This is a genomic window from Microbacterium sp. (assembly GCF_036566905.1).
Lineage (GTDB): Bacteria > Actinomycetota > Actinomycetes > Actinomycetales > Microbacteriaceae > Microbacterium.
The window spans coordinates 39,760-60,411 of the sequence record NZ_DATCVK010000051.1; the positions used below are offsets into that span (position 1 = coordinate 39,760).

At 70.3% G+C, this 20,652-nt stretch carries 20 protein-coding genes; 13 read left to right on the top strand and 7 right to left on the bottom strand.

Annotated elements, in window-relative coordinates; genetic code table 11:
* Window positions 1–5: 5 nt before the first annotated feature.
* From VIP82_RS04530 to VIP82_RS04540, 3 genes are all read right to left on the bottom strand, one after another.
* The gene (locus tag VIP82_RS04530) at window positions 6–1,523 is read right to left on the bottom strand and encodes a sugar transferase (RefSeq protein ID WP_331906090.1); all 1,518 of its coding nucleotides are present in this window, start codon (window positions 1,521–1,523) and stop codon (window positions 6–8) included.
* A gap of 179 nt (window positions 1,524–1,702) precedes the next feature.
* A complete protein-coding gene (locus tag VIP82_RS04535) occupies window positions 1,703–2,899 on the bottom strand; it encodes a glycosyltransferase (protein WP_331906091.1) in 1,197 nt (398 codons plus the stop codon).
* Entirely contained in the window at window positions 2,896–3,468 is a 573-nt protein-coding gene (locus tag VIP82_RS04540; protein WP_331906092.1) for an acyltransferase, read from the bottom strand. The genes VIP82_RS04535 and VIP82_RS04540 overlap by 4 nt, the downstream gene beginning before the upstream one ends.
* Window positions 3,469–3,672: 204 nt before the next feature.
* Between VIP82_RS04540 and VIP82_RS04545 the strand changes: the two genes are divergently transcribed.
* The 11 genes from VIP82_RS04545 to VIP82_RS04595 all read left to right on the top strand — a co-directional run bounded on the left by VIP82_RS04545 (window position 3,673) and on the right by VIP82_RS04595 (window position 14,962).
* A complete protein-coding gene (locus VIP82_RS04545) occupies window positions 3,673–5,454 on the top strand; it encodes a fatty acyl-AMP ligase (protein ID WP_331906094.1) in 1,782 nt (593 codons plus the stop codon).
* Window positions 5,451–7,196 (top strand): acyl-CoA dehydrogenase family protein, encoded by a 1,746-nt coding sequence (locus VIP82_RS04550; RefSeq protein ID WP_331906096.1) that lies wholly within the window; start codon window positions 5,451–5,453, stop codon window positions 7,194–7,196. Before VIP82_RS04545 ends, VIP82_RS04550 begins: the two co-directional genes overlap by 4 nt.
* Complete coding sequence (locus VIP82_RS04555; protein ID WP_331906098.1) at window positions 7,193–8,290, top strand: acyl-CoA dehydrogenase family protein; 1,098 nt, start codon at window positions 7,193–7,195, stop codon at window positions 8,288–8,290. The genes VIP82_RS04550 and VIP82_RS04555 overlap by 4 nt, the downstream gene beginning before the upstream one ends.
* A gap of 19 nt (window positions 8,291–8,309) precedes the next feature.
* Complete coding sequence (locus tag VIP82_RS04560; RefSeq protein WP_331906100.1) at window positions 8,310–8,564, top strand: acyl carrier protein; 255 nt, start codon at window positions 8,310–8,312, stop codon at window positions 8,562–8,564.
* On the top strand, window positions 8,551–9,252 hold the full coding sequence (locus VIP82_RS04565; protein ID WP_331906102.1) for a 4'-phosphopantetheinyl transferase family protein: 702 nt from the start codon (window positions 8,551–8,553) through the stop codon (window positions 9,250–9,252). Before VIP82_RS04560 ends, VIP82_RS04565 begins: the two co-directional genes overlap by 14 nt.
* A gap of 24 nt (window positions 9,253–9,276) precedes the next feature.
* Window positions 9,277–10,587: a UDP-glucose dehydrogenase family protein gene (locus VIP82_RS04570; RefSeq protein ID WP_331906104.1), complete on the top strand. Its 1,311-nt coding sequence runs from the start codon at window positions 9,277–9,279 to the stop codon at window positions 10,585–10,587.
* A gap of 199 nt (window positions 10,588–10,786) precedes the next feature.
* Window positions 10,787–11,866: a GDP-mannose 4,6-dehydratase gene (gene gmd / locus VIP82_RS04575; protein ID WP_414684611.1), complete on the top strand. Its 1,080-nt coding sequence runs from the start codon at window positions 10,787–10,789 to the stop codon at window positions 11,864–11,866.
* Complete coding sequence (locus VIP82_RS04580) at window positions 11,863–12,846, top strand: GDP-L-fucose synthase family protein (protein ID WP_331906108.1); 984 nt, start codon at window positions 11,863–11,865, stop codon at window positions 12,844–12,846. Before gmd ends, VIP82_RS04580 begins: the two co-directional genes overlap by 4 nt.
* A gap of 228 nt (window positions 12,847–13,074) precedes the next feature.
* A complete protein-coding gene (locus VIP82_RS04585; RefSeq protein WP_331906110.1) occupies window positions 13,075–13,302 on the top strand; it encodes a hypothetical protein in 228 nt (75 codons plus the stop codon).
* Window positions 13,299–14,309: a 13E12 repeat family protein gene (locus tag VIP82_RS04590; RefSeq protein WP_331906112.1), complete on the top strand. Its 1,011-nt coding sequence runs from the start codon at window positions 13,299–13,301 to the stop codon at window positions 14,307–14,309. The genes VIP82_RS04585 and VIP82_RS04590 overlap by 4 nt, the downstream gene beginning before the upstream one ends.
* Window positions 14,310–14,599: 290 nt before the next feature.
* Window positions 14,600–14,962: a DUF2127 domain-containing protein gene (locus VIP82_RS04595; RefSeq protein WP_331906114.1), complete on the top strand. Its 363-nt coding sequence runs from the start codon at window positions 14,600–14,602 to the stop codon at window positions 14,960–14,962.
* Window positions 14,963–14,981: 19 nt separating this feature from the next.
* Here VIP82_RS04595 and VIP82_RS04600 read toward each other — a convergent pair whose 3' ends face one another.
* The 4 genes from VIP82_RS04600 to VIP82_RS04615 all read right to left on the bottom strand — a co-directional run bounded on the left by VIP82_RS04600 (window position 14,982) and on the right by VIP82_RS04615 (window position 18,079).
* Window positions 14,982–15,353, bottom strand: a complete 372-nt coding sequence (locus VIP82_RS04600) for a hypothetical protein (RefSeq protein WP_331906116.1) — start codon at window positions 15,351–15,353, stop codon at window positions 14,982–14,984.
* A 65-nt stretch (window positions 15,354–15,418) separates the two neighbouring features.
* Window positions 15,419–17,368: a hypothetical protein gene (locus VIP82_RS04605; protein WP_331906117.1), complete on the bottom strand. Its 1,950-nt coding sequence runs from the start codon at window positions 17,366–17,368 to the stop codon at window positions 15,419–15,421.
* A 106-nt stretch (window positions 17,369–17,474) separates the two neighbouring features.
* Window positions 17,475–17,936, bottom strand: coding sequence for a VanZ family protein (locus tag VIP82_RS04610; RefSeq protein ID WP_331906119.1), 462 nt, complete (start codon window positions 17,934–17,936; stop codon window positions 17,475–17,477).
* Complete coding sequence (locus VIP82_RS04615) at window positions 17,936–18,079, bottom strand: hypothetical protein (RefSeq protein ID WP_331906121.1); 144 nt, start codon at window positions 18,077–18,079, stop codon at window positions 17,936–17,938. Before VIP82_RS04615 ends, VIP82_RS04610 begins: the two co-directional genes overlap by 1 nt.
* Before the next feature lie 196 nt (window positions 18,080–18,275).
* Between VIP82_RS04615 and VIP82_RS04620 the strand changes: the two genes are divergently transcribed.
* Window positions 18,276–20,066 (top strand): DUF4012 domain-containing protein, encoded by a 1,791-nt coding sequence (locus tag VIP82_RS04620; RefSeq protein ID WP_331906123.1) that lies wholly within the window; start codon window positions 18,276–18,278, stop codon window positions 20,064–20,066.
* 10 nt (window positions 20,067–20,076) lie between these two features.
* Complete coding sequence (locus tag VIP82_RS04625) at window positions 20,077–20,646, top strand: LPXTG cell wall anchor domain-containing protein (RefSeq protein WP_331906125.1); 570 nt, start codon at window positions 20,077–20,079, stop codon at window positions 20,644–20,646.
* Window positions 20,647–20,652 lie beyond the last annotated feature (6 nt).

Sequence of the window (20,652 nt, forward strand, 5' to 3'; positions counted from 1 at the left end):
GTGGTTCAGTAGGCGCCGTCGCGGTGAAGGACGGCTTTGGCGGTCTTCGCGAGGACGACGATGTCGCCGGTGATCGACCAGTTCTCGACGTAGTACAGATCCAGCCGCACGCTGTCCTCCCACGAGAGGTTCGAGCGGCCGTTGACCTGCCAGAGTCCGGTGATCCCCGGGCGGGTGAGAAGGCGGCGGCTCACGGGGCCCTCGTACTGCTCCACCTCACTCGGCAGCGGCGGACGCGGGCCGACCAGGCTCATGTCGCCGCGCAGGACGTTCCACAGCTGCGGCAGCTCGTCGAGCGAGTAGGCACGCAGGAATCGGCCGGCGCGGGTGACCCTCGGGTCGTCCTTCAGCTTGAACAGCACGCCGTTGCCCTCGTCGAGCGCGCGCAGCTGCGCCAGGCGCGCCTCAGCGTCTACCACCATCGAGCGGAACTTGAGCATCGTGAACCGCGCGCCGTGGGCGCCGACCCGCTCCTGCCGGAAGATCACCGGGCCCGGGCTGCCGAGGCGAACGGCCACGGCGATGGCGGCGAACACCGGCGAGAACAGCACGAGCGCGACCGTGACGACCGACACGTCGAACAGCCGTTTGACCGCGTGGCTGTATCCCGAGTACCGCGGCAGGTCGACATGCACCATGGGAAGGCCGTTGATGGGCCGCATATGGATGCGTGGGCCGGCGACGTCGGTGAGCCGCGACATGAGGATCAGCTCGACCTGCGAGTTCTCGAGCTCCCATCCGAGCCGCCGGATCGCGTCGTTGCCGCCGGGCAGGCTCCCCGCCACGATGACCGCACGCGCCCGTCGGCTCTTCGAGACCCGTGCGACCTCGTCGAGCGGCACGAACGGCAGCACCTCCGTCGCTTCCTCGACCGGGCCCGCGTGCGGCGAGCCCGGCGTGCTCACGGCGATCGCGCGATAGCCGATGCGGTAGTGGCTGCGCAGCTGCGACACGACGCGCAGCACGTCGTCCTGCTCGCCGACGACGATGGCGCCCGTCATGCACCGTCCCGCGCGCCGCAGCGCGTGCAGATACGTGCGCCACACGCCGCGCCCCACGATCAGCAGCACGAGCCCCAAGGGCAGCGCGATCGCCAGGTAGCCGCGCGCCGGCTGCAGCTGGAACAGGTAGGCGACGACCGCGAAGGCGCCGAAGGTGAGCAGCGTCGACTGCAGCACGCGCTGGTACTCCACCATGCCGGTGCCCGTGTTGCGCAGCAGCCTGCTGCGTGTCGCGGCGAGCGCGACCAGCCAGACCACGATGAGCGCGATGCTGATGAGCCCGTACGCGACGTCCGCCGTCGAGACGGCACCGGCGCGAACCGGGTCGCCGAACCTCAGGAGCTGCGCGGTGAACACGGCGATCGCGATGGCCGCGGCATCCGTCGCGATCATCCCCCAGGCGAGACGGCGACGCCAGCCCAGCCTGCGCGGCTGCGGAGCGATCTCGGCGACCGTCGAGAACAGCTCGACGGGAGACGCCGGTCGAGCCGTCGAACGAAGATCGAGAAAAGCAGATGACACGGGCGCACCCCCAAAGAACGCAACCGACACGCATAACGAGGCCATCGGCCCCAGTGCCCGTCGATGCGATCCCCGCTCGCGAAGGCCACGCTAGCGGCGCCGCCACGGCGATACCAGCGAGGTCACCACCTGTTTACACAGGCTTCGGGCGCGCGTGACACGCGCGAAACACCGCGGCGTCAGCAGCCGCGGGCGAGGGCGATGATCCGCTCGTGGCGCGCGGTCCACGAGTTCGCCTCGACGAAGGCGACCCGTGCCGCCTCGTCTGCCGGTCCCGCCCCCAGGGCGTCGTCCACCACGTCGACGAAGTCCGAGACCGCAGGCGTCAGCCACACGCGGTCGCTGATGTCGCGCACCGGCGGCAGATCGATCGACAGCACGGGCAGGCCCGCGGCAAGGTACTCATACAGCTTCAGTGGGCTCATCGCCTCGGTCAGCGGCGTCCGCCGGTGCGCGACAAGGGCCAGATCGCAGTTGCGCAGCGTCGCGATCAGCTCCGCGCGGCCGACGCTGCCGTGCACATGCACGTTGGCCAGCGCCCGCAGCGGCGCGATGTACGCCGCGTCGGGCAGCGGACCGAGCAGGACGGTGTGCACGTCAGGCCGGGCACGCGCGAAATCGGCGATCCCCTCCACGTCGAGCCGACTGTCGAGCGTGCCGACGTACACGGCCCGGGATCGCGGCACGCGGGCGAGCCAGTCGGGCTCCGGCGGCGGCACCTGCAGCCATTCCGCGGGCTCGACGCCGTTGGGGACCACCTCGTGGGGCCCGGTCGGCTCGATGCGCTCGAGGATCTGTGCCGAGACGGCGACCACGCCGCGACCCGACGCCGAGATGCGACGGTACGCCTCCCGGAAGGCCGGCCAGTACTCGCTGCGACCCGGCGAGCTCAGCCAGTCGTCGCGCGCGAAGAACGTGGTCTGACGAGTCCACTCGAAGGGCGAGAAGCCGGCGACGAGCGGATTGCAGGTCAGCGCGACCGGTTCGCTGAGCCCGCGCCGCTCCGCCTCGCGACGCAGCGACGCGTCATACTCCGCGTACTCGGCGGCGACCTCCGTCGGATCGAGACGGTCGGCGCGGCGCCGGCGGGCGGGTGAGTGGAGCCAGATCCGATCGGATGCCGGAAACCGGGCGTCCCGGTCGAGCACCCGCGACATCGTCACCCGGGGCAGCCAGCGGAACGGGTTCGCCACCACCATGCGGCCGACGTTCGGGCTGCGCATGAGGCTGGAGACGATGCGATCCGGCGGTCGCATCATGCCGCGACGCACGGCGTCGGCGTAGGTCTCGAAGGAGAAGGTGAAGACGAAGTCGTCGGTGCCTTCGGCTGTGCTTCGGGCGGCCGTGCGGTGGATGCGCGAGTCCGCTTCCGTCACCCGGGCACCAGCTCTCGCACCACGCGTGCCGGCGCGCCGACGGCGACCGTACGCGGCGGGATGTCGCGGGTGACGACCGCGTTCGCGCCGACGACCGCCCCCTCCCCGATCGTGACGCCGGGCATCACCACGACGTTCTGGCCGAGCCACGCGCCGCGGCAGATCCGCACCGGGCGCGCTTCGGTCAGGGGCTGGTCGCGGATCGGAACGTCGACGAGGTCGAAGCCGTGGCTGTGGTCGGAGATGTACACTCCCGCCGCGATGCCCACGGCCTCCTCGATGACGACGCTGAGCACCGCCGAGATCGATGCTCCCCGCATACGCACCCGGTCGTGGAGCTCGATCACGGGCCCGGGCTCGTCGCGCGAGGGGACCATCAGCCATGAGCCCGCGCCGATGAGCACGCCGGCGCCGACGGAGATCCGATCGGGGTTCGCGATGCGCGCGGGCAGCATGATGCGCGAGCCCGCACCGAACGACTGGAAGCCGCCTGCGACGAGCCGGCTGTACGCCGAGTCCCGCAGCCGCTGCGCCCCCAGCAGCACCCCATACCCATTGATCCGCCCCACGCCGCTCAGATTAGCCGCCGCGATCGGCACCACGAGGACGGTGCCGGAGAGTTAACGCGCGTGTAACAGCGGCGTCGCCTGCGTCGGTCAGTCTGTACCACGAGGGTGCCGCAGTGTCGCCGCTGGATCCGTCGGCTGGTACGGCTGTGGGGAGTGGACGGAACTCGCGGGGTGCGAAGGCGTCAGGACCGAGGGGAGTCCGCGATGACCGAGAGTGAAGTGCACGTGCCACGGGGCGTGGCGCCCGCGCGGGAGGGCGGCGCGGCAGAGATCGGGACCGAGTTCGTGCGCAGGCTGCGCCGGTCGTCGATGGATGCCGCGGGCCGCGGCATCCGCTTCTATCGCTCCCCCGTCGATGTCGCCGAGGTGTCATACGTCGACCTCGACGCCGATGCGCGGGCCCGCGCCGTCGAGCTCGCCCGAGCCGGACTCGTGCCCGGCGACGTCGTGATCCTCGCCTTCGAGCCGGGCCTTCCGTTCGTGCGTGCGCTGCTCGCATGCCTCTACGCAGGCGTCGCGGCAGCCCCGGTGCCGATCACCGCGATGCGGAATGCGGATGCCGTGCACCAGCGCCTGCTCGCGATCCTCGACGACGCCGGGGCGAAGGCCGTGCTCACCGAGACAGGGGCCCTGGACGGACTCGGCCTCGCCGGCGAGACGTCGATCGCCGACGCCGCCGTGATCGCCGTCGACGGACCTGCCGCAGCCTCTCCGGAGGACTGGAGCATGCCCGACATCGACGAGTCGGCGCTCGCGATCCTGCAGTACACGTCGGGATCGACCGGGCTGCCCAAGGGCGTCATGGTGTCGCACGCGAACCTCTACGCGAACCAGCAGGCGATCGGCGACATCGTCGGCCTGACGGCGGAATCCGTCACCGTCGGCTGGCTGCCGCACTACCACGACATGGGCCTCATCGGACAGATCCTGCAACCCATCTTCGCCGGCGGCACGCTGCACATGACGTCGCCGTCGCAGTTCCTGCGCCGGCCGGTGCTGTGGCTGCGGCTGATCAGCGAGCACAAGGCGACCCACACCGTCGGGCCGGACTTCGCCTTCGCCCTGTGCAGCCGTCTCGTGACGGACGATCAGCTCGCCGAACTCGATCTGTCATCGCTGCAGACCGTGATCACCGGCGCGGAGCCGGTCCGGATGGACACGCTCGACGCGTTCACCGCGCGGTTCGCCCCGGCGGGGTTCCGCGGCGAGGCGTTCGTGCCGGCATTCGGCATGGCCGAGACGACGCTGCTCATCACCGCGCATCGCGACACCGTGCCGCCGCGGGCGATCGTCGTCAGCGCCGATGCGCTCGAGCGCGACGAGATCGCGCCGGCGAGCCCCGGCGAGCGCACCGCCGAGCTGGTGCCGTGCGGCCGGCCCGGTGCGGGCATGGACATCGCGATCGTCGATCCGACGGCGGCGGTGGAGCTCCGCGACGGAAGGATCGGCGAGATCTGGGTGCGCGGCACGAGTGTGACGCAGGGCTACTGGCGCCGGCCAGACGAGACGGCGGCGGAATTCGGCGCGACCCTCGCCGGCGTCGCCGACGAGGTGTACCTGCGCACCGGCGACCTCGGCGCGATGGTCGACGGCGAGCTCGTCATCACCGGCCGCCTCAAAGACCTCATCATCGTGCGCGGGCGCAACATCTATCCCCAGGACCTCGAGCACAGCGCGGCGGAGCTGCTGGGCGCGGGATGCCTCAGCGCGGCGTTCGAACGCCCCGGCGCGGCGCCCGAGGTGGGCATCGTCGCGGAGGTGGATCCCTCGGCGACCGCCGAAGACCTCGACGCACTCGCTACGGCGCTGCGCGCCCGGGTCGCGACGGAGTTCACACTGCCGGCCCTGGGCGTGGCGTTGATCCGCAAGGGCACGCTGCCGCGCACCACCAGCGGCAAGGTGCAGCGCGCACTCACGCGCCGGCTTCTCCACCAGCAGCGACTGCAGCTCGTCCACCTCGACGGGTTCGAAACGGTTCCGGCATGACCGCGGTCGCGGTCGGCGCGGACGCCGGCACGCTCGCCCCCGTGCGCGCGTTCGACGCGTTCCTCGGGGACCCCGCCGATGACGAGGCAGTCGTCTCGACGAGACGATCGGTGCTGCTCGACGAGAGGTCGGCTTTTCCGGAGGACGAGATCGCGGCCGTCACCGCGTTCGGGCTGCAGCAGTGGTACGTGCCCGCGGCTCACGGCGGGATGCTCGGCGATGCGCTCGTTCCGCTGCTCATGATCCGCCATCTCGCCCGACGCGACTTCACCGTCGCCGCCGTGCACGGCAAGACGTTCCTCGGGGCGATCAGCGCGTGGGTCGCGGGCGGCGAGATCGCGACCCGCATGGCGGGCCTCGTCGACACCGGGCAGCCGGTCTCGTGGGGGCTCACCGAACGCGGCCGGGGCTCGGACCTGTCGCGATCGGTCACGTCCGTACGGATCGGCCCCGGAACCGTACGCGTCGACGGCGGGAAGTGGCCGATCAACAACGCTGTCCGCTGCCGGGCGATGACCGTGCTCGCCCGCTCCGACGAACGGCCCGGGCCGCGCTCGCTGTCGCTCGTGCTGGTCGACAAGGACGAGGCCGACCCTGCCACGATCGGGTACGAGGCCAAGGTCGCCTCGCACGGGCTGCGCGGCGCGAACCTCGCCGGCATCCGGTTCGAGGGGTCCGTGGTCCGTGCGGACGCCCTCGTCGGGCCCGCCGGGCACGGACTCGAGATCGTGCTGAAGAGCCTGCAGCTGACCCGCCCGTTCACGACGGGCCTGTCGATGGGAGCCGTCGACCGCGCGCTGCAGACGGCGCTGGACGCCGCCGCGCTGCCGGACGGCGCCCGCGGCCGCCTGCTCGACTCGCCCGCGTCCCGGCGTGCGCTGGGCATCGCCGTCGCCGACGCCCTCCTGGTCGAGTGCCTGATGCTGGTCGGCGTGCGTTCGGCGCACGCCGTCCCCGCAGAGATGGCGCTCGTGAGCGCGCTGGTGAAGTTCCTCGGCCCCGACACCGCCGACCTGCTCTTCCGCGACCTCACCCGTCTGCTGGGGCCGAGAGCCCTCGTCGTCGGCTCGGAGGGTTCGGACGGCCTGCATCCGTCCGCCTTCGGCGCATTCCAGAAGGCCGCGCGCGACAGCCGCGTCGTCGGGATCTTCGACGGCAACTCGGTGGTCAACCTCAACATGATCATCAACGAGCTGCCCAACCAGCTGCGTCCGGCAACACCGCCGCCGCTGGCGGAGGTGCTGGCGCCGCTCCGCACGGACGTGCCCCACGACGCGCTCGACACGGCGTCGCTGCGCCTGGTCACCCGGCACGGCTCACGTCTGCTGCGTTCGCTGCCGGCGCTCGTCGACGCGGTGGACGACGGTCGCAGCTCCCGTGCCGTGGTGGACGCGGCGCGCTGGATCCGCGACGAATACACCGCGCTGCTCGACGAGGCCCGCGACCTGCCCCGGCAGTCGTTGCCCGATCCGCTCGCCTTCCACCTCGCCGAACGATTCGCGCTCGTCTTCGGAGCCGCGTGCGCCTTGGCCGTCCATCTCGCACGGGCCGGCGCGATCCCGGGTCCGCTGGGGGAGAGCGACGCGTGGCTCGCGGCCGTGCTGCAGCGCGTGGCGTACCGGCTCGGGGCGGATCCCGTCGACCCCGCGGTCGCGGACGCCCTCCTCGACGCCGCGCTGCGCGCGCATGCCGGCGGAAGCGGCGCGGTCACGCTGCTGCCCGCGTGGACGGAGCGAACGTGAGCATCGCCGAGAGTGTGGAGCACGCGCGTCCCGCCTTCCAGCGCGACGTCTCGGCAGGACTCGACGCGCTCGAGCCGCTCATCGGACGCCTCGCCGGCGGGCCTCCCATCTCCGCCGGCGACCACGTGGTGACGAGCGCGCTCCGGAACTATCGGTTCGACGCGCCGCACGCCCCGGCATCCGACATCGTCCCGATGGATGGTGTCGCCCGAACCCTGGCCACCCGGGCCGCGGTGCCCGCTGCTGCGCTCGGGGCGCTCGACGCCGCACTGCGCGAGTCCGTGCAGTACGCCCGCAACCGTCATCTCTACGGCGGAACCGTGCTCGACATCCCGCATGCCCGCTCGCTGCTGGCGGCGGCGCTGGCGGACGCCCTCACAGCCGACGCGCTCAGCAGCGCCGCCGTGTGCCAGGCAGACGCGCACGTGCCCGTCGCCGCCGTCGCGGTCGCGTTGAGCGCGCACCTGTCGTGCCTGCTGCTGTCCGAGGCGGCACAGCAGGTGTCGGTGCTCGCCGGCTCGACGTTCTACGCGCGGATCGCGCCGTTCGAGCTCATCGAGCAGCATGTACGCGACCTCGCCGGGCTGTCCACCCTCGTACCCGAGCTCGCCGACGCGCTGCCGTCGGCATCCGCCGGAGTGGAGGCCTGGTGCGACGACACGGGTGCCACGGCGCCGCGCGCGCTCCTTCATCCGGATGTCGCCGCGGCGATCGCTTCCGACGCCCCCGGCGCCGCCGAGGTGCACGCCGCGCTGGCAGCCCTGGCGGTCGAGACGCTCACCCGGCCGGCAGCGGGCGGCCGCGAGGGGGCAGACCCGCACCAGACGCTCGAGCTCGCGCATCGAGTCGCGCTGCTCACCGCGGCCGCAGCCGTCATCGACGGTTGGCGGCGGGCGCGCGGCTCGGACGCGATCGCGGCCGACCCCCTCGCGATGGAGGCGTGTCTCCGACGCATCCGGGGACGTGTGGTGCGACGACAGCCTCCGCTTCCCACCGACCTCGTGGAGCGGCTCGTCGCCCACGCCGAAGCCCGCGCCGCACGCGGCGAGGAGATGGCGATCGGTCCCGCACGCGCGACCGTGACGCCCCTGTGACCAGTGAAAGGACGACACCATGCCCGCACAGCTGACCGCCACCGAGATCGAGCAGTGGCTCGTGGGACGCGTCGTCGCCTATGGCAAGATGCAGCCCGACGACTTCACCGTCGACACGCCGCTCGCCGAACTCGGGCTCGACTCGGTCTACGCCCTCACGCTCTGCGGAGACATCGAGGATGAATTCGAGCTCGAGGTCGACCCGACGATCGTCTGGGATCACCCCACCATCCGCGAACTCGCCGAGGGAATCCGCCAGCGTGTCGACGAGTGACCCCGCGAGCGGTGCACGCCGAAGTCTCGTCTCGGCGCGGGGGGTGCACGTCGTGGTGGGCCGCGTCGCCTCGCGCGACGACCTCGAGCACGACCCCGAGGACGCCGCCCACCTCCTCGGGGCGGATGCCGCAACCCTCGGTTCGCTCGACGAGTCACGAGTCGCCTCCTACCTGACCGCGAGGAGGTGGGTGCGCGACATCGTCACCGGGCGCCTGGGGCGCGCCTGGCGCGGGTTCGAGGCGACTCCGCGCGGCGTCAAGCCACGACTCGAGGGCTCGACGCTGGACGTCAGCATCGCCCACGCCGGTGACCGGCTCGTGGTCGGCGTCGTCGAGCACGGCCGCATCGGCGTGGACGTCGAGCTCGTCGCACCGGTATTCGACCAGCCGGCGCTGGTGCGTCGCCTCTGCACGCCGGCGGAACGACGGCACGCCGACGGCCTGGAGTCCGCAGGGCGGAGGGCCTGGCTCACCCAGCTGTGGGCGGTGAAGGAGTCCTACGCCAAGGCGGTCGGCGCGGGTCTCGCACTGGATTTCCGGGAGCTCGCGGTCGCCGATCTGCGTCACAACCACGCCGTTCGCGGTGTGCTGACTCCCGCATCGGGCGTCACTCATGCGAGGATCGCTGTCAGCTGGGTCACCGCCGCCCCTTCCCGTTTCCCGTCGTCCGTCCGGACGACGGCCTAGTCCCATCCCTGGAAGGGCACTCCCATGCGTCTGTCTGTCATCGGTTGCGGGTACCTCGGCGCTGTCCACGCGGCGGCAATGGCCTCGATCGGCCACGATGTCGTCGGAATCGACGTCGACCGGCGGAAGGTCGACGCCCTCTCGCGCGGCGAAGCACCCTTCTTCGAGCCAGACCTGCAGGAACTGCTCACCGCCGGAGTCCAGTCGGGCCGCCTGAAGTTCACGACCGACATGGCCGAGGCAGCCGGCGCGAAAGTGCACTTCATCGGCGTCGGCACGCCGCAGCAGAAGGACGGCTACGCCGCCGACCTCACCTACGTGAACGCGGCCGTCGACGGCCTGCTCCCCTACCTGTCGCCCGGCGACGTCGTCGCGGGCAAGTCGACGGTGCCCGTCGGCACGGCCGCAGACCTCGCGCCGCGCATCGAAGCCACCGGGGCGACGCTGGTCTGGAACCCCGAGTTCCTGCGCGAGGGCTACGCCGTCAAGGACACCATCGATCCGGACCGCCTGGTGGTGGGCGTCGACGCCGGCGACGACGGCGAGCAGGCCGCCGACATCCTGCGCGAGGTCTACCACCCGGCCGTCGCCAAACAGACGCCCTTCATCGTCACCGACCGCGCCACCGCCGAGCTCGTCAAGGTCGCCGCCAACGCGTTCCTCGCCACGAAGATCTCGTTCATCAACGCGATGGCCGAGATCGCCGAGGTCACCGGCGCCGACGTCACCCAGCTCGCCGACGCCATCGGACACGACGTGCGCATCGGCCGCCGCTTCCTGGGCGCCGGCATCGGCTTCGGCGGCGGCTGCCTCCCCAAGGACATCCGCGCGTTCTCCGCCCGCGCCGAAGAACTCGGCCGCGGCGAATCCGTCGCCTTCCTCCGCGAAGTCGACGCCATCAACCTCCGCCGCCGCGACCGCGCCGTCGACCTCGTCATCAACGCGTTCGGCGGCTCGGTGTTCAAGAAGAACGTCACCCTGCTCGGCGCCGCCTTCAAGCCCTACAGCGACGACATCCGCGACTCCCCCGCCCTCGACGTCGCCACCCGCCTGCACGGCCTCGGCGCCTGGGTCACCATCACCGACCCCGCCGCCATCCCCAACGCGCAGCGCCTGCACCCGCAGCTGAACTACGTCGAAGACCGCGACGAAGCACTCCGCGAAGCCGACGCCATCGTGCTCGTCACCGAATGGGACGAATACCGCCGCGACCTCACCCCCGAACACGCCTCCACCCTCACCAACGGCCGCGTCGTCATCGACGGACGCAACGGATGGGACGCCGCCGCCTGGCGCAACGCCGGCTGGACCTACTACGGCATGGGACGCCCGTAGCACCCAGACTCCGTCGCGACCGCCGCCGAAGCCGGTACACGGCGGCGGTCGACGCCGAGAGCGCCTGACGAGAGGCCTATTCTCGCCGCGTGGTCTGCGGTATCGTCGCACTGTTCTCGACGGTGGGACAGCTCCCGACAGGTTCACCGAGCCTGGCTGCCGGCGTCGCGGATTCCGTGACTTGCGCGGAGACTGCCGTATGGCCTCCGCGAGTCGCTGGGGGACGGAGTACGACGTGAAGCGTGCACTCATCACCGGTATCACCGGTCAGGACGGCTCATACCTCGCCGAGCTGCTGCTCGGAAAGGGCTACGAGGTCCACGGTCTCATACGCCGTGCATCGACCTTCAATACGCACCGCATCGACCATCTCTACGTCGATCCACACGACCCGAGCGCCAGGCTGTTCCTTCACTATGGGGATCTCAGCGACGGGGCCGGCCTGGTGACTCTGCTCATGAAGATCCATCCGCACGAGGTCTACAACCTCGCCGCTCAGTCACATGTCAGGGTGTCGTTCGATGAGCCCGTGCATACGGCCGACACGACGGGCATCGGCACGATCCGTCTGCTCGAGGCAGTACGCCTTTCGGGGATCGACACGAAGTTCTACCAGGCCTCCACGTCTGAGCTCTACGGAGCCACTCCTCCACCCCAGAACGAGCAGTCGCCCTTCTATCCGCGCTCGCCCTACGCCGCGGCCAAGCTCTACAGCTTCTGGATCACGAAGAACTATCGGGAGGCGTACGACCTCTTCGCGGTGAACGGCATCCTCTTCAATCACGAGTCTCCGCGCCGTGGCGAGACCTTCGTCACGCGCAAAATCACCCGCGCGGTCGCCCGGATCAAGGCGGGTGAGCAGAAGGACCTCTATCTCGGCAACCTGGACTCCATCAGGGACTGGGGGTATGCGGCGGAGTACGTCGAAGGGATGTGGCGGATGCTGCAGGTCGACGAGCCGGATGACTTCGTGCTCGCCACCGGCATCGGCTACACGATCCGCGACTTCCTCGGGGCGGCTTTCGGGCACGTCGGCCTGGACTGGCAGGAGTTCGTCAAGTTCGACGAGCGGTACCTGCGACCGACCGAGGTGGACGCGCTCATCGGAGACCCCACGAAGGCCCACGAGAAGCTCGGCTGGAAGACCACACTCGACGGGATGGCGGTCGCCGAGCTGATGGTCGACGCCGACGTGGAGGCGCTGGACAAGCGTCCGGAGTGGATCGACGCCGTCAACCTGGTCTCGTGGACGGCCGAGCCCTCACTGGTCGCCAGGTGACGACCGCGACCGACGCTGCGCAGCACGTCCCGGCGCAGCTCGACCGGGACGCCACCTTCTACGTGGCGGGCCATCGCGGGCTCGTGGGATCGGCCATCGTCCGAAAGCTGAAAGGCGAGGGCTTCACCGACGTCGTCGGCAAGACGTCGGTCGAACTCGACCTGAAGAACCGGGACGCGGTCTTCGCCTACATGTCCGACATCAAGCCGCGATACCTCGTGCTCGCCGCGGCGAAGGTCGGCGGCATCCTCGCGAACAGCACCTACCCGGTCGACTTCCTCAGCGACAACCTCCGCATCCAGTCGAACGTGCTCGATGCCGCACTCGCGAACGACGTCGAACGAGTCGCCTTCCTCGGGTCGTCGTGCATCTACCCCAAGTTCGCCGAGCAGCCCATCCGTGAGGACTCGTTGCTCACCGGCCACCTCGAGCCGACCAACGACGCCTACGCGATCGCGAAGATCGCCGGCATCCTGAACATCCAGGCCGTGCGTCGCCAGTACGGGCTCCCCTGGATCTCTGCGATGCCGACGAACCTGTACGGGCCGAACGACAACTTCTCCCCGAACGGCTCGCACGTGCTGCCCGCGCTGATCCGCCGCTACGACGAGGCCGCGAAGTCAGGTGCCGCCTCGGTGACGAACTGGGGCACCGGAACGCCCAGGCGCGAGTTCCTGCATTCGGACGACATGGCGGATGCCGTGCTGCACCTCCTCGAGCACTACGACGGGCCGGAGCAGGTCAACGTCGGCACCGGCTCGGACGTCACCATCCGCGAGATCGCCGAGACCATCGCCGGCGTGGTCGGGTTCGAAGGCGAGACGAAGTGGGACATGACCAAGCCCGACGGAACCCCGCAGAAGCTGCTCGACGTCTCCAAGCTCGCCGACGCCGGCTGGACAGCGAAGATCTCGCTGGCAGACGGCATTGACCGTACCGTCGCCTGGTACCGCGACCACATCGACACCATTCGCGAATAGCCGGTGGCCCGCCGCCACGTCGTCTTGACCCCATCCACGGCAGGACCGTCGCTCCAGGGGTTGAGGCAACCGCGGCACTCCCCGATGTCGGAGGCCCTCGGCATCATAGAAGTAGCGAAGAGATCGGGTTCCGGCCTCTTCTAAAAACTCAGCCGCGATGTGCCCCGGCTCGGGTCGTTGGCATCCCGTTCGGGAACGGTCGCGCATGGCGCGGCGGAAGGGCACATCGTGGACGACGCGGAACGCGACGAGGTCGAGGCGCAGCGCGCCGGACACCTCGCTGCGCAGTTGCGCCGCCTCCACGCCGAAGAGGCCGCTCTCCACGCCCGCAGGCTGCGTCTCCTGGCCGACGCGTTCGCCCTCGCTGAGACGCAGCAGGCGCGCATCCCGTCGACGCGCTCGAAGGAGCGCGACATGCCGCTGCGCGCGCTGGCCGCGAACTCGGACTCGCAGTGAAGGTCAACGACCGCACGATGCAGTCGCACATGTGGGACGCACATCGGCTCATCACGTCGTTCGGGGCCACCGTGACAGCCCTCGAAGACGGACGGATCTCTCGGGCTCACGTGAGTGCCATCCTCGATACCGGGGGCACGATCGAAGAGCCCGCCGCACGGGCCGAGTTCGAACGCGCGGTTCTCGAGCACGCCGAGACGACGACGCCCGCGCGCACCCGTGCATACGCCCGGCAGCAGGCAGACATCCGCAACCCGCTCACTCTTCAAGAACGCCACGATCTCGCGGTGCAGGGCCGCCGCATCTGGGTGACCGACCTCGACGACGGCATGTCGCTCCTGAACCACTTGCTCCCGACCGCGCTGGCTCACGGCATCCTCGACCGCACGACGCGGCAGGCCAAGCTCATCAAGCGGGTCGACACCGCCCGCCGGCACGAGGTGCGAACGGCACACGAGGGGACGAATGCCGCAGCCCTCGGCACGCCCGACAGCGGTTGCGGGAACGAGCCCGAAGAAGAAGAGTTGTGGTTCGACGAGCGGACGATCGACCAGATTCGCGCCGACCTCGTCGCCGACATGCTCCTCACCGGCGCTCCGGTGATCGACCCGAGCCTGGACGCCGCGCCCGGCGGACTCGGGGCGATCCGCGCCACCGTGCAGATCACGATGCCCGTCACGACCCTGACCGGCGTCACGAGCGGCGGCGCCGAACTCGACGGCGTCGCACCCGTCGACCCCGCCACCGCGCGTCGCCTCGCCGGCGAGGCGCCGGGTTGGGACCGCGTGATGACCGATCCGGTGACCGGATGGTCCTCGCGGTCGACCGCTACCAGCCCTCGGCGGCACAGCAGCGGTACCTCAAGGCGCGGGATCCACACTGCCGCTTCCCCGGATGCCGAAGGCCGGCGCGACTGTGCGATGACGACCACACGCACGATCACGCCCGAGGCGGTCCGACCGACATCCGCAACCTCGCCTGCCTCTGCAAGCGACATCACACGCTGAAACACGCGACCGACTGGACGGTGCGCCAGCTCGCCGGCGGCACCCTCGAGTGGACGAGTCCGGCCGGCCGACCGTATCTCGACCATCCTCCGCAGCGCGTCGTCTTCGTGCCGGCCGACGACACCGCCGCACCATTCTGACCGCGGGCCCGAGCGCGAGCGCGAACCCGAGCCCGAGCCGGAGCGGGAGCGGGAGCGGGAGCGACTCAGCGTGAAACGCGTGCACGACGGCAGACGACCGCTACGTTGGAGCCGTCCGCAGAATTCTGTCTCGCCACGGAGGACTCACCCATGACTCAGCGCCCGCTCGGCGTCACACTCGTCGCCATCATCGCCTGGATCTCCGGCTTCCTGCAGATCGTGGGATCGATCTTCGTGATCATCGCCGGTCTCTTCATCACCTGGCCGGCGATCCTCGGCTGGATCAGCCTCATCATCGGCGCCATCACTCTCGCCGTCGGTGTCGGCCTCTGGCGCGGCAACCCCACCGCCCGCACCATCGCTCTGGTGGTATTCGCCATCACCATCGTGCTGCAGGTGCTCGGCCTCTTCTCCGGCGCCAGCCTGTGGTCCGTGATCGGCGGGTCGCTGCTGTCGCTGATCGGCCTGATCCTGCTGAGCACCCGCGACGCCCGCAGCTACTTCGGCCGCTGACGCCAGGCGGTAACGCGGTCTACTCGGTGAGATGCCCGAGCAGCCGCTTCACGAGGACGACCATCGATTCTTCCTCGGCCTTCTTCTCAGGGGCCGGGTCCGCCTTCGTCGCGGTCATGCCCGCGGGTACCAAAACGGTGCCGCGCACCACCGTCATCTCCGGGTCGACGGGGAACCACTCGCGCAGGCCTTCGCTCAGCGCGGCGACAGGCAGCAGTTCGTTGATCGACTTGGCAAGCGGATCGACTTTCACCTGGGCTCGCAGCAGCGCGTCGAAGTCCCCGAGCGCGGCCAGGATCCCGTTGTAGGCAGTCGCGACCTCACGGAGCTTCTCGTCCGTGAGCGCGAAGCCGGCGACCGCGGTCGGAAGCTCGGCCGCGGCATCCCGCACGGCGGCAGCGGTCGAGGTCAGTGTCGGATCCGGAGGGGGCGTCTGATTCGTACCGGTGGGGGCTGTCATGGAGTCCTCCCTTGCATTCGGTCCTTCCACAGCTGCGCGCGGTAGCAGGCGACGGAGTATGCGACTCCGGGGTCGTGTGAGTAGTCGCCGCTCGCACTGAGCGCGGCGTCCTCGCATTCGACGAGGACGTCCTCGACTGATGCGCCACTTCCGCTGCGCCTCGCGACTGCGCGCCACGCTCGCAGCTCGCCCCGGAACGCCGGGTGCTGGAGCACCTCCGGGGGCTCGAGCGTCACGGGATGCGTCGGCTGATACCGGAACTCGTCGAGAAGCAGCAGCTGGCGTCGGCGGATCGCCGTCTTCGGCGGTTCACGCCACGACAGCGGGCCACCGAAGGTGTCGCGGCGCAGGCGCATGTACTCGCGATCGGATAGGTCCTGCGCAGTTCCGTCGGCGATATCGGCGCCCGCCGCCTTGGCGTTGACCCCGGCGACCACCCGCGTCTGCAGCAGACGAATCAGCAGGCCGTTGTTGCGCATGCGGGAGATCCGTACCCGGCGGCGTGCGAGCTCGAGCTTCGACAGATCGTCGTCACCGTGGCGTCGAATCGCTCGACCCTCGCTGATGCCTTCGTAGACGACGTCCCACCTGTTGCGGCAGCGCGCCAGCTCGTCGAGGATCGCCCTGTCGAGGAACTCGCGGTATTCGACGTGTGGACGATGGTTGTCGGGGCGGTGGATCGTCGGGTCGCGGTACGCGAAGTTCGCGAGTGTCGTCCACGCGGCGCGATTATGCGGATCGACCTCGACCGCACGCGCGAGGAGGGGGATGCCGCGGCTCCGCGCCTCGCGGCTGGCGGTGAGCGCGTTACTGGCGATGTAGTGGAGCGCGATCGACTCGCCGTCGGTCGCCCCCGACAGATTGGCATCGAACTCCGAACGGTACTTGGATCGCAACGTCGCGATCAGCTCGCCGGCGATGCGCGCCGCGAGCATCTCTGCAGACGTGAGCTCGTTGACGCCCGCGAGGTCGTCACCGACCTTGATCCGCTTGGCCTTCATCAGAGCGCCGTTCCGGGAGATCGTGACCGAGGCTGCCTTCTCCGTTTCGTTCTCCACGGTGACGCGCCACGGCGTCGATCCGAGGATGGCGCTCACACCGACCTGCAGCGTCGCGACGAACTTGTTGTCGGAGAGCTCGGTCACGGCGCTCGCCGCGGTGGTGAGATCGGTGCCGACCGGGAACTCGAGCCCGCGATTGGTACGCCCAGCCATCCCGTCCATCGCCGCCATCACGTGGGCGGTGTCGAGACTCTTGCCGTCGTCCTTGCCCTCGAGCTTGATCGTGACGCCCTGACGTGTGGCGAACGCGAACGTCAGGGTCGCCACCGTCAACACCAACAGCAGCAGCAACAGCCACCACGCGCCCGACCGCCACAGCACAGCGTGGAGGAACTGACCGTACGTGAATTCGGCGGCGTCGACGTCCCTCCGCCCCGCTGGTCCGCCCTGCGCCATCACCCACATGCCACGCAGCGCTATGAGCGCGGGGGCGATGACAGCCAGCGAGAGCCCCACGATCCACGCGAAGATCCGCCAGCCACGCGATGATCGCGGGTTCCGCAGACCCGGTACGAGTGCCAGCAGGCGCCCCAGCGCCAGCAGCACCAGCGCGAACACCCCGACGAAGGCGGCGATCGGCAGCAGCACCTCGACGTTCTCAGTGAACGCCTTCCACAGGTCTCCGAGACTGATCTCGGTGTACTCCGGCGATGGCGACTTCGCCGGTGCCAGACACGTCGCGATCTGGGCAGCGCTCCACCCCTGGTTCTCGAGCAGTTCAGCGGCAACGCGCAGCGCGTCGTCGCCGCCCCCTTTCGCGAGGGCGACAGCGGCGTCACAGGTGCGGTCGACCGCGAACGCTGCCGTCGCCGGGGCGAGCACCACCGAAGCGGCGCCGCCGCCCACGGCGCCCGCAGCCGTCGCAACACGTCGCCGACCAGGCATCACGGCCCCCCACCGATCCCCGGAAAAACCCCCGATTAGCGCATATCGTGGCCCGGCCGGACGGGCGCGTCAAGGCCCCTCGTCAACAGCGGTCCCGCGGCATCCGTCATTGCGGGGTCTTGCGCCGCTCGATCAGAATCACGATCGCGAGACCGATGGCCGCGCCGAGCACGTTCGCGACGATGTCACGCAGACTCGGCGTACGGTCGGCGAGGAACAGCGCCTGCCCCGACTCGATCACGAGGGTCGTGGCGAGTGCCAACGGCACCACCAGTCCCCGCTGGAGGGGAAGAGCGAGCGCCAGCAGGACTCCGAAGGGCACGAACAGCAGGACGTTCGCGCCCGTCTCGATCACGTCGTAAGTCAGCCAGGGCACCACGGAAGAGATCGAACGCAGGAAACCTGACGCACCCTGGTCGACGGGTACGGGCCAGAACGCGATCAACGCCAGCACCACGGCATAAACGACCAGCAGACGGATGCCGCGCCTCTGCCCCCGTCTGACGTGCACCGCCGCGACGGTCGCGGTCGTCGGGGCCGCAGGCGCGAGCGTAGGCGCATCGGTCATCAGCCGGCCACCAGCCACAGCACTCCCACGGCCACGAGGAACGCCGCCGCCAGGCAGATGACCCACATCGGTGCGCCACCGTACTCCCGCAGCAGCCACGGCTCGTGTCCGATGTCGTACCGCCGTCGTCTCGACCGTGCCATCGCGCCCCCCATTCCTCGAATTCGGAACGTCACGCGACCCCCTCGTCACGGGCCCCACACTACGCTCGCCATATTGCCGCCGGTCGACAAGAAGGTTTCGCACTCACGCCTCACCCTCAGGATCGCCTGAGTATCCGGACGTCACGTAGGCACAGGCTCGCGGGGAACGCCGGGCACCGCATCGTATGGTGGATCGGTGACCGACTCGCCTCTGCCCCGCCCCGCGCGCATCGGCGGCACCGTCTTCGCCGTCATCCTCGGCGTGGTGCTGCTGGTCGCGATCCTCGGCGCCGCCTGGGTCGGCATCCGTGGTGCACTCGCCTACAGCCACCTGCGTGACGCGCAGCAGACCGCTGTCGCCGTCCGCGAAAGCCTCGCCGACCCTGCCGCCGCGAGCGACGCGATCGCCTCGCTCGCCGCCGACACCGGCGCCGCCCACGCCCTCACCTCCGACCCCGTGTGGGGCCTCGCCGAAGGCGTCCCGTGGGTCGGCCCCCAGCTCGCCGCCGTCGCCACCGTCGCCGAATCCCTCGACGGCGTGGCGAGCACCGCGCTGCGCCCCCTCTCAGAGGTGGCCGGCACCTTCCAGGTCGATGCCCTGCGCCCGCAGGGCGGTCGCCTCGACCTCGCTCCCCTGCAGCAGATCAACGGCGCCGCGAAGACCGCCACCGACGGGGTCGGCGCGGCCGCGGCATCCGTCTCGGCGATCGACCGCACTGCGCTGGTCGCCCCCGTCCGCACCGCTGTCGACGAGGTCGATGGGCTCCTGACCGAGGCGGGGACCGCCACGGACGCGCTCGCCCGTGCGACGGGGCTGATCCCGTCGATGCTGGGCGCCGACGGACCTCGCAACTACCTCGTGCTCTTTCAGAACAACGCCGAATGGCGCTCGCTGGGTGGCATCCCCGGTGCGATGGCGCTCATCCACACCGACGGCGGCGCGCTGAGTCTGGCGGCACAGGAATCGTCGAGCGACTACGACCGCTACGACGACGCGGTGCTGCCGCTGGACGACGAGATCACCGCCATCTACGGCGAACGCCCCGCGCGATTCATTCAGAACGTGACCCAGGTGCCCGACTTCGCGGTGAGCGCCGCCCTCGCGCGCGAGATGTGGGCCCGCGAGCACGGTGGGGAGCAGGTCGACGGCGTCATGGCACTCGATCCCGTCGCGCTGTCGTACCTCCTCCAGGCGACCGGCCCGATCACCCTCCCCACCGGCGACGTGCTCACGCCCGACACCGCCGTGCCGCTGCTCCTCAACGAGGTGTACGCCCGGTACCCGCGACCGGCCGACCAGGACGCCTTCTTCGCGGTGGCCGCCGCCTCGGTGTTCGCGAAGCTGTCGGGCGGCGACGTCGACCCGGCCGCGCTGGTGGCCGCGCTCACCCGGGCCGGCGACGAAGACCGCCTGCTGCTGTGGAGTGCGCACGAGGAGGAGCAGAGCCTCCTGGCGGGCACCACCCTCGCCGGCGGCCTGCCCGAGTCGGACGACGACGCGGCGCGCTTCGGCGTCTACGTCAACGACGGCACCGGCTCGAAGATGGACTTCTACCAGAACGCGTCGGCCACCCTCACCTGGGACGGCTGCACCCTCGACTCCGCGGGCCGGGCGACGGGCGACGCCGTCCTCACCGTCACAATCGGCAACACCGCTCCGGCCGACGCCGCCAACCTTCCGGCCTACATCACCGGCAACAGCGCCTTCGGTGTGCCGGCCGGCATCACCCGCACGATCGGCTATCTGTACCTGCCCGAAGGCTTCGATCTGATCGACGCGACGATGTCGGACGGCTCGGGATTCGGCGGCGGAACGCACGACGGACGCCGCGTCCTGAGCTTCGCGATCGAACTCCCGCCCGGCCAGACGGCGACCGCGACGGTCGTCGCGCGGGCCGCGGCACCCGTCGCCTCGACCCTCGAAGCCGCCATGACCCCGACGCTCACACCGCCCGCCGAAGTTGCCGCAGTGTGCGGGGGTTCGTAGACTGCTCTCGATGCCCCACATCGCCAGCACACCTATGCCCCGGTTCCTCCCCCGAGCCGCTCTCGTTGCGACGCTCGCACTCGGAGCCGTGATCGCGGTACCCGCGGCGGCGAGCGCGTCGACGATCTACCCGCCCTCCGGATCGTGCACGACCACCCCGGCGACGGCGCAGGCGGGCGGCACCATCGTCTTCGCGTGTGCGGCCGAGACCTTCTCGTCCGACGAGAGTGTGACCATCACCGTCACCGGTGAGAACGGCGCCGACGCGAGCATCGGCATGGTGCGCTTCGCGATCAGCACGGCCAGCAACACGACGACCTCCGCCGAGGACGGCTCGCTCGCCCCCACCGACATCACCCTCCCGTCCAACGCCACGGGAACGTACAACATCGCCGCCGTATCGTCGACCTCCGCGGGCGGCACCGCAGCCGTCACCATCACGGGCGCCGACGGACTGCCGTCCACCGGTCTCGACCAGGGCCAGACCATCGGCCTCTGGATCGGTGGCGGCGCGCTCCTGCTCGCCGGTGCCGCGCTCGCGGTCGTCGCCGCCGTGCGGCGCTCGCGCGACTCGCGCTGACCCGCG